Annotated in this window: 6 protein-coding genes and 3 pseudogenes; 6 read left to right on the forward strand and 3 right to left on the reverse strand. The window is 51.6% G+C overall.

The window, feature by feature from the left end; all coding sequences use genetic code 11:
* Positions 1-173, forward strand: a pseudogene (locus QZ506_RS00725) (IS5/IS1182 family transposase); the annotation flags it as partial.
* Here the strand turns inward: QZ506_RS00725 and QZ506_RS00730 are convergent.
* Entirely contained in the window at positions 141-749 is a 609-nt protein-coding gene (locus tag QZ506_RS00730) for an NAD(P)-binding domain-containing protein (RefSeq protein WP_291968358.1), read from the reverse strand. The pseudogene QZ506_RS00725 and the gene QZ506_RS00730 sit on opposite strands and share 33 nt — an antisense overlap.
* 158 nt (positions 750-907) lie before the next feature.
* Here QZ506_RS00730 and QZ506_RS00735 point away from each other — a divergent pair, with 158 nt between their 5' ends.
* The 4 genes and pseudogenes from QZ506_RS00735 (at position 908) to yegS (ending at position 5704) form a co-directional block, all read left to right on the forward strand.
* On the forward strand, positions 908-1840 hold the full coding sequence (locus QZ506_RS00735; RefSeq protein ID WP_291968360.1) for a LysR family transcriptional regulator: 933 nt from the start codon (positions 908-910) through the stop codon (positions 1838-1840).
* A gap of 153 nt (positions 1841-1993) precedes the next feature.
* Positions 1994-2935, forward strand: a complete 942-nt coding sequence (locus QZ506_RS00740) for a glutathione S-transferase family protein (RefSeq protein WP_291968362.1) — start codon at positions 1994-1996, stop codon at positions 2933-2935.
* A 150-nt stretch (positions 2936-3085) separates the two neighbouring features.
* On the forward strand, positions 3086-4450 hold the full coding sequence (gene yegQ / locus QZ506_RS00745) for a tRNA 5-hydroxyuridine modification protein YegQ (RefSeq protein ID WP_291968364.1): 1365 nt from the start codon (positions 3086-3088) through the stop codon (positions 4448-4450).
* A 351-nt stretch (positions 4451-4801) separates the two neighbouring features.
* Positions 4802-5704: pseudogene (gene yegS, locus QZ506_RS00750) on the forward strand (lipid kinase YegS).
* A gap of 8 nt (positions 5705-5712) precedes the next feature.
* Here the strand turns inward: yegS and psiE are convergent.
* Positions 5713-6120 (reverse strand): phosphate-starvation-inducible protein PsiE, encoded by a 408-nt coding sequence (gene psiE / locus QZ506_RS00755; protein WP_222161120.1) that lies wholly within the window; start codon positions 6118-6120, stop codon positions 5713-5715.
* A 288-nt stretch (positions 6121-6408) separates the two neighbouring features.
* Positions 6409-6988, reverse strand: a pseudogene (locus tag QZ506_RS00760) (efflux RND transporter permease subunit); the annotation flags it as partial.
* Positions 6989-7091: 103 nt separating this feature from the next.
* Here QZ506_RS00760 and QZ506_RS00765 point away from each other — a divergent pair.
* Positions 7092-7579 (forward strand): helix-turn-helix domain-containing protein (locus tag QZ506_RS00765; protein ID WP_291968367.1); only part of this gene is annotated, 488 nt, incomplete at its 3' end.

The raw sequence follows: 7579 nt of genomic DNA on the forward strand, positions 1-7579 counted from the left end.
GCTATCACCGGCGCTCAGTGGCTGAAACGGCCATGTTCCGGTTCAAAAGGCTTCTGGGTGGTCATCTAAGTCTGAGAGACTACGATGCTCAGGTGGGTAAAGCCATGGCCATGGTCAAAGCGCTTAACCGGATCACGCTATCAGGAATGCCGAACAGTATTCGCATCACGTAACAATCGACCCGTATGGGACGCAGTCGTTACAAGTTCTGATTTATTCAACAAAGCCATCAACATATTGAATACACGACCCGTACTGGCAATCAAGGTCTGAACCACCGCTTTCGCCTCAACGTCATCCCCGGCATAGAACACGGGTGCAACCTGCCCTGCGGCAAAGGCCGGGCCTTCTGCTACCACCTGCGCAAACGTGGTGTTAAACGCTTTCACGATATGTGCCGCCGGAAAGGCGTTGGCGATCTCTTCCGCTGCTGACGTGCTGTGGCCAAGTGTCAGACTCATGTAATCAGCATACAGCGGGTTGGTAATATCAATCACCACTTTGCCGCTGATATCACCCAGCGAAGAGAGTGCGCTAACCACGTCACCGTAGGCGGTTGCCAGCACAATCACCTGCGCACCTTGCGCGGCAACGGCGGCAGGCACTGCCTGTGCCCCCTTAAACTGCGCAGCTAATGCCTGTGCTTTGTTAAGGTCACGCCCAGTCACGCGTACCTGATGCCCTGCCAGCGTAAAACGCTTAACAAAACTGGACCCCATATTGCCGGTACCTACAACGGTAATAATCATGATGGAACTCCTAGTTAATTAGTTGATATATATAGTTAGTGAATGAAACATAGGTTTCGCTTCATGGTTTGGGAGTTTACAAGTCTCATAATAAGAGATATATATGGTTATTATAGATATATTATATCTAATATAGAAACAATCATGCGGAGTGCTGGATGGACAAGTTTCAGGCCATGAATACCTTTGTTGCGGTCGTTGAGGCAGGCAGTTTTGTCGGTGCCATGGATACGGTGGCGTTATCTAAGCCGGTGGTGTCACGTCACGTTGCTGAGTTGGAGGAGTACCTCGGTGTGCGTTTGTTGCAACGCACAACGCGCCGATTATCGTTGACGGAGGAGGGCCAGAACTACTATCTGCGTTGCAAAGAGTTGCTGGCATCGTTAAAAGAGGCAGAGTCGGAAATTACTGCCTGCTCGGCGGAGGTTCATGGGCGATTACGTGTGGGTGCGCCGCAAACCTTCGGCGTGAAATACCTCGCGCCGTTGTGGGGTAAATTTGTGGAAGAGAACCCGCAGGTGAAACTCGATATCATTCTGTCCGACCGCGTGGTGGATCTGGTGGAAGAAGGTTACGACGTGGTGATTCGCATCGCGCAATTGCCCAACTCGATGTTGGTGTGTCGCCCGCTCGCCAAAACGCGTATGGTGCTGTGTGCTTCACCGGCCTATCTGGCGCACCACGGTACTCCGCAACATCCGCTGGCACTGCGCGATCATCGCGTTATCTCTTATAGCTATTGGGCACCGGGTAATGAATGGCACTTCTCTCCCAACGATGGAGGTGAGACTATCGCCGTGAAAACTCAACAGCATATTCATGCTAACAACGGAGATACCTGCCGTTATGCCGCGCTGGCACATCAGGGCATTATTCTGCAACCGGATTTTCTGGTGGGTGAGGATTTACGCGCAGGCACGCTGGTCGAAGTATTACCCGATTACAGATCGCTGGAACTGAATATTTACGCCGTCTACCCGACGCGCAAATTGCTGCCACTGAAGGTAAGACGCTTTATCGATTTTCTGGCCGAACAGTTTAGCACTCCCCCCTGGTATGGTTGTACGGGCACGTCGGGAAACCAGCGTTAAGGCCTGCTTGTCAAAAAAACTGTTCGACTTGATGAAAAATATGCCCTGTTACGCTTTCTCCCGGCTGTTAACATGGATAAAGTCACAACAATAACTATGATTATTTTTTAGGTTTGTCTCACCGACAACGGTCAAGACGGGGAACGCTATATCATGTCAGGTTTAGTTAACGGCAAATGGGTCAATGGCGATGTAGCCGCAGAAGAGATCAAAAACGGGGCCTTTCAGCGTCAGGAAACGCTGTTTCGCCAAACCACGCTGATCCCAGAAGCAGGCCGCTATCAACTTTTTGTTTCTTATCTCTGCCCGTGGGCATCGCGCACCTTGATGTTCCGCAAGCTCAAGGGACTGGAAAATATTGTTTCCCTGTCCATTGCGCAACCTGTGATTGCGGATAACGGCTGGGAGTTTACCACCCCGCAAGATGCCTGTGAACACGTTGCTCCCGTACGCTATCTGCATCAGTTGTATACCGCCAGCGATGCCCATTACACCGGTAAAGTTTCAGTACCGGTGCTGTGGGATCGTATCGAAGGGCGTATCGTCAATAACGAATCTGCTGATATCATTCGTCTGTTCAACAGCCAGTTTGACACCTTGACCGGTAATCATGAGGATTATTATCCCCTCGCACTGCGCTCCACCATAGATGAATGGAATGAAGTGATTTACCACAACATCAACAACGGCGTATACAAAACCGGCTTTGCCAAAACCCAAGAGCACTACGAAAACGCTGCGACAACGCTGTTCGAAACGCTGGATCGCGTTGAAACGCATCTGGCGACCCATCGCTATATCGCGGGTGACACCATTACCGAAGCTGACTGGCGACTGTTTGTGACCCTGGTACGTTTTGATGTGGCCTATCACGGTGCATTCAAATGCAATATCCACCGCATTGAAGATTACCCTCATCTGTCGAACTATCTGCGCGAACTTTACCAATGGCCGGATATCAAAGAGACGGTCAATATCGACCATATCAAAGCAGGCTATTACGGTATCCGCTGGCTGAACCCGACCGGCATTGTGCCGCTCGGCCCGCAGGTTGATTTACAACGTGCGCACAACCGCACCACCCTCGGCAAGTAATTCTCGTTGCCCACTCCGGCGTGCGCGTGGGAAATAGCCACACTTTTTCTGTGTCGTTAGCTGATTTTTACCGACATTAGCGCTAGAATCCCCCTCCTTTACTGTTCCCTCGGGGAACAGCCTTACTTGTGATCAGACCAGAGAGACACCATGTTTAAACCGGAACTGCTTTCTCCGGCCGGTACGCTGAAAAATATGCGCTACGCCTTCGCGTATGGCGCTGATGCGATTTATGCCGGTCAACCCCGTTACAGCCTGCGAGTGCGTAATAACGAATTCAACCACCAGACGCTGGCGCTCGCCATCAATGAAGCCCACGAACTGGGGAAAAAATTCTACGTGGTGGTGAACATCGCCCCGCATAACGCCAAGCTGAAAACCTTCCTGCGCGATCTTCAACCCGTGATTGATATGGGGCCTGATGCGTTGATCATGTCCGATACCGGCCTGATCATGCTGGTAAGAGAAAACTTTCCACACATGCAAATTCACCTTTCAGTGCAAGCCAATGCGGTGAACTGGGCAACGGTGAAATTCTGGCAGCAGATGGGACTGAGCCGCGTGATCCTGTCTCGCGAACTGTCACTGGAAGAGATTGCCGAAATTCGCCAGCAGGTACCGGACATGGAGCTGGAAATTTTCGTGCACGGCGCATTGTGCATGGCCTACTCTGGCCGCTGCCTGCTTTCCGGTTATATCAATAAGCGTGACCCCAATCAGGGTACCTGCACCAACGCCTGCCGTTGGGAATACAAAGTGCAGGAAGGGAAAGAAGACGATACCGGCAACATCGTTCACCTGCATGAACCGATTCCGGTGCAGAATGTAGAACCCACGCTGGGTATTGGTGAGCCGACTGACAAAGTGTTTATGCTGGAAGAGAACCTGCGTCCCGGTGAATACATGAGTGCGTTCGAAGATGAGCACGGAACCTACATCATGAACTCACGCGATCTGCGCGCCATTCAGCACGTGGAACGTTTAACCCAGATGCATGTGCACTCGCTCAAGATCGAAGGCCGCACCAAATCCTTCTATTACTGCGCCCGCACGGCACAGGTTTACCGCAAGGCGGTCGACGATGCCGCCGCAGGCAAACCCTTCGATCCGACACAGCTGCAAACGCTGGAAGGTCTGGCGCACCGTGGTTATACCGAAGGTTTCCTGCGTCGCCACGTTCATGAAGATTATCAGAACTACGAGTACGGCTATTCAGTATCGGATCGTCAGCAGTTTGTTGGTGAATTTACCGGCGAACGGCGTAACGGATTGGCTGAAGTGGCAGTGAAAAACAAGTTCTCCCTCGGTGACAGCGTGGAGATGATGACGCCGAACGGCAACATTCAATTCACGCTCGATGCGCTGCAAAACGCCAAAGGCGAAGCCATCGATGTCGCACCAGGCAACGGGCATATCGTTTACCTGCCAGTGCCGGATGACGTGGCGCTGGAGTTTGCGTTACTGCTGCGTAACCTGCCAAGTGACGTGACCACCCGTAACCCCAATGCGGCGTAAGGCAGCGCAATCCCCTTGTGTGTCGTCCTCGGCGAAAGCAGGGGGCCTCTCGCAGAAGAATTGCGTTTATCCTGTAGGGCACAATCTGCGACTTTTCGCAAATTTTAGAAACAGATCACATCAATACCTTTACTATCTGGTTAGTATTGCGCCGCTGAGAAAATCTAGAACGAAAAATAAGCGTAGTGATACTACTAGGAACCACCTCCTTGGCCAGCTCAGTCTCCCTTGTGCTGGCTTTTTCTTTGCTTTTTTCTGCCTTATCCCTTGTTCTGATACCGCTCTCGGCCATTTCTGGCTACGCTGTGTATACCTGTCATTGCCTCTTTTCAGCGTAAAAAGGAGCACTCCATGAGCCAACATCATCCCGTATCCCTATTTATTCTCAACGGAAAAAACACCGATAACGACGTATTGCGCAGCGCAGTGCAAGAGTACAGAAAAGCTGGCTTTACGCTGCATGTGCGCGTGACCTGGGAACACGGTGATGCTAAACGCTACATCGAGGAAGCCGTGCAGCTTACGGTGGATAATGTGATTGCCGCCAGTGGGGATGGCACTATCAATGAGGTCGCCAGCGCACTGGTGCAATGTGCCCCAGCCCAGCGTCCAACGCTTGGGATCATCCCACTCGGCACAGCGAATGATTTTGCTACCAGTTGCCAGATCTCGCTTGATGTCGAACATGCATTAGCGTTGGCGTTAAAAGAGCACGCGACACCGATCGATGTCGCCTGCGTCAACGACAGCCACTATTTTATCAATATGGCGACCGGCGGTTTTGCCACTCGCATCACCACAGAAACACCTTCGAAAATGAAATCCGCACTGGGAGGCGCGTCTTACGTGCTGCACGCCTTGCTGCGTATGGATATGCTGACCGCAGAGCGCTGCGAAATTCGCGGCCCCGATTTTCAATGGTCCGGCGATACGCTGGTGATCGCCATCGGTAACGGGCGGCAGGCGGGCGGCGGCCAACCGCTGTGCCCGGAAGCGCTGATCAACTATGGACAATTACAACTGCGCGTACTCTCAGCCCAGGAGTTGTTGCCTAACATGCTTCAGGCGCTGTTCACTGACAGCGAGAACCCGAATGTGATCGCCGCGACCTTGCCCTAGTTGGAGATCGTTGCGCCCGATAACATCACCTTTAACCTGGACGGCGAGCCGTTAAGTGCCAACCGATTCCGCATAGACATAGTGCCAGCAGTCTTAACCTGCCGATTGCCGCCACAGTGCCCACTGTTGGCCTGAATGACAGATTACTCGCGTTTAAGCCGTTTGCTGTTCGCCAGATAGAGCGTCACCACCAGCACCAGAATAGCGGCGGCATACGCCAAAGTATCCAGCGGATCTTTGTGGTCCACGATGATCAGGCGGATAATCGCGGTAATGCCGATATAGACAAAATAGCGCAGCGGGAAATGGTAGCCCGATTGAAAATACTTCACGATGAGCGCGATAAACTCAAAATAGAGAAAGTAGATAACGATCCCTTCAATAAGCTGAAAAGAAGAGTCTTGTTCACTGCTAATCAGCAACACCTGCGCCAGATGAAATGTCTCCTTCATCAGGAAAATCACCAGAATGGTCGCCAGCAGCAATAACCCAATATTGAGTATCGTCTGAAGCATTTTCGCCACTTTGAGCCCGCGCGCAGAACCCGGCATGTGCAGTCCTTCTTCCATAGCTATTTACCTTACATCATGATTAACGCACCATGCCGCAAAGAGGCATGGCTCCTGCAAGGGCACGGCAGGCAGATGTCGTTATTATGTCGCTGAGGCTTATGCTGTCAGTCGTTTTCATGTCATAGCGGTTTTTTACCACACTACGCCACGTTTTTACTCATAACGTTTTGGCATTATTTCATTATCCCACTGATATCACGGGGGAGAAATGACATAGCCAGGCAGTACGCAACCTGGCTATGAAGATAGGCGGAAGTGTCAGCGTCCTCAGGAGGACACTGATGCTGTTTTCTCGTCCCGGTTCATACAACTGTAAATCACGGGCAATACCAGTAGTGTCAACACGGTGGCAAAACCCAGACCAAACATGATAACTACCGCCATGCTTTGGAAGAAGGCGTCGCTCAGTAACGGGGCCAACCCCAACACCGTGGTAAACGCGGTGAGCAGGATAGGACGCAAACGGGAGGTCGATGCATCAATGATGGCGTTACGCATGTTTTTTTTGCTAGCGCTGCAAGCCAATCTCTTCAACCAACACAATACCGTTACGAATCAACATCCCGCTCAGGCTAAGCAAGCCAATCAACGCCATAAATCCGAACTGAATCCCCGTAAGCAGGAACCCGACGGTGACACCGATTAACGCCAGCGGTACGGTAAGCCAAATGGCAATGGCATGTTTCACCGAGCTGAACATCAATACGGTGATGATAAACATCACGATAAAGGCAATGGGTAAGCTGGTGAGCAGCCCCTCCTGTGCCTCTTTTGTACTTTGATAGTCACCGCCCCACTCGAGGCGATAGCCATGCGGCAACGCAATGTCATCAATAGCAGGCTTAATGTGTATTAGTCGATACTAGATCTGACACTTGACCTTGAAAGGTTGAGAGTTACCGGTTTTGATATGGGTGTCTAATCCTTAAACAAAACGCGAGGTAACTCTCATTCTTCATACTAACAATCCCATTATCAAACACAAAGCCGGCCTGCTCAATATCGCCGAAGAACTCGGTAACGTATCAAAATCCTGCAAGATCATGGGCGTGTCACGCGATACATTTTACCGTTATCAGGAACTGGCTGCTGAAGGTGGCATTGATGCGCCGGTTAACCAGAACCGCCGGGTTCCGAACCTGAAGAACCGCACCGACGAAGCCACTGAACGCGCGGTTGTTGATTATGCTATTGAGTTCCCGCCCCATGGGCAGCACCGGACCAGTAATGAGCTGCGTAAAAAAGGCGTATTTATCTCCGGCAGCGGCGTGCGCTCCATCTGGCAACGACACGACCTAGAGAACTTCCGTAAACGCCTGAAGGCGCTTGAGGAAAAGGTCGCCAGAGAAGGCATTGTCCTTACCGACGCTCAAATCGCAGCCCTGGAGAAGAAGGCGCACGATGATGAGGCCTGCGGTGAAATCGAGACGGCACATCC

It is taken from the genome of Candidatus Symbiopectobacterium sp., from assembly GCF_020054415.1.
Lineage (GTDB): Bacteria > Pseudomonadota > Gammaproteobacteria > Enterobacterales > Enterobacteriaceae > Symbiopectobacterium.

What these genes read in the sequence shown, in the direction of transcription:
- QZ506_RS00730 (WP_291968358.1), bottom strand. Translation starts at nt 749, where the DNA reads ATGATTATTACCGTTGTAGGTACCGGCAATATGGGGTCCAGTTTTGTT.
- QZ506_RS00735 (WP_291968360.1), top strand. Translation starts at nt 908, where the DNA reads ATGGACAAGTTTCAGGCCATGAATACCTTTGTTGCGGTCGTTGAGGCA.
- QZ506_RS00740 (WP_291968362.1), top strand. Translation starts at nt 1,994, where the DNA reads ATGTCAGGTTTAGTTAACGGCAAATGGGTCAATGGCGATGTAGCCGCA.
- yegQ (WP_291968364.1), top strand. Translation starts at nt 3,086, where the DNA reads ATGTTTAAACCGGAACTGCTTTCTCCGGCCGGTACGCTGAAAAATATG.
- psiE (WP_222161120.1), bottom strand. Translation starts at nt 6,120, where the DNA reads ATGCCGGGTTCTGCGCGCGGGCTCAAAGTGGCGAAAATGCTTCAGACG.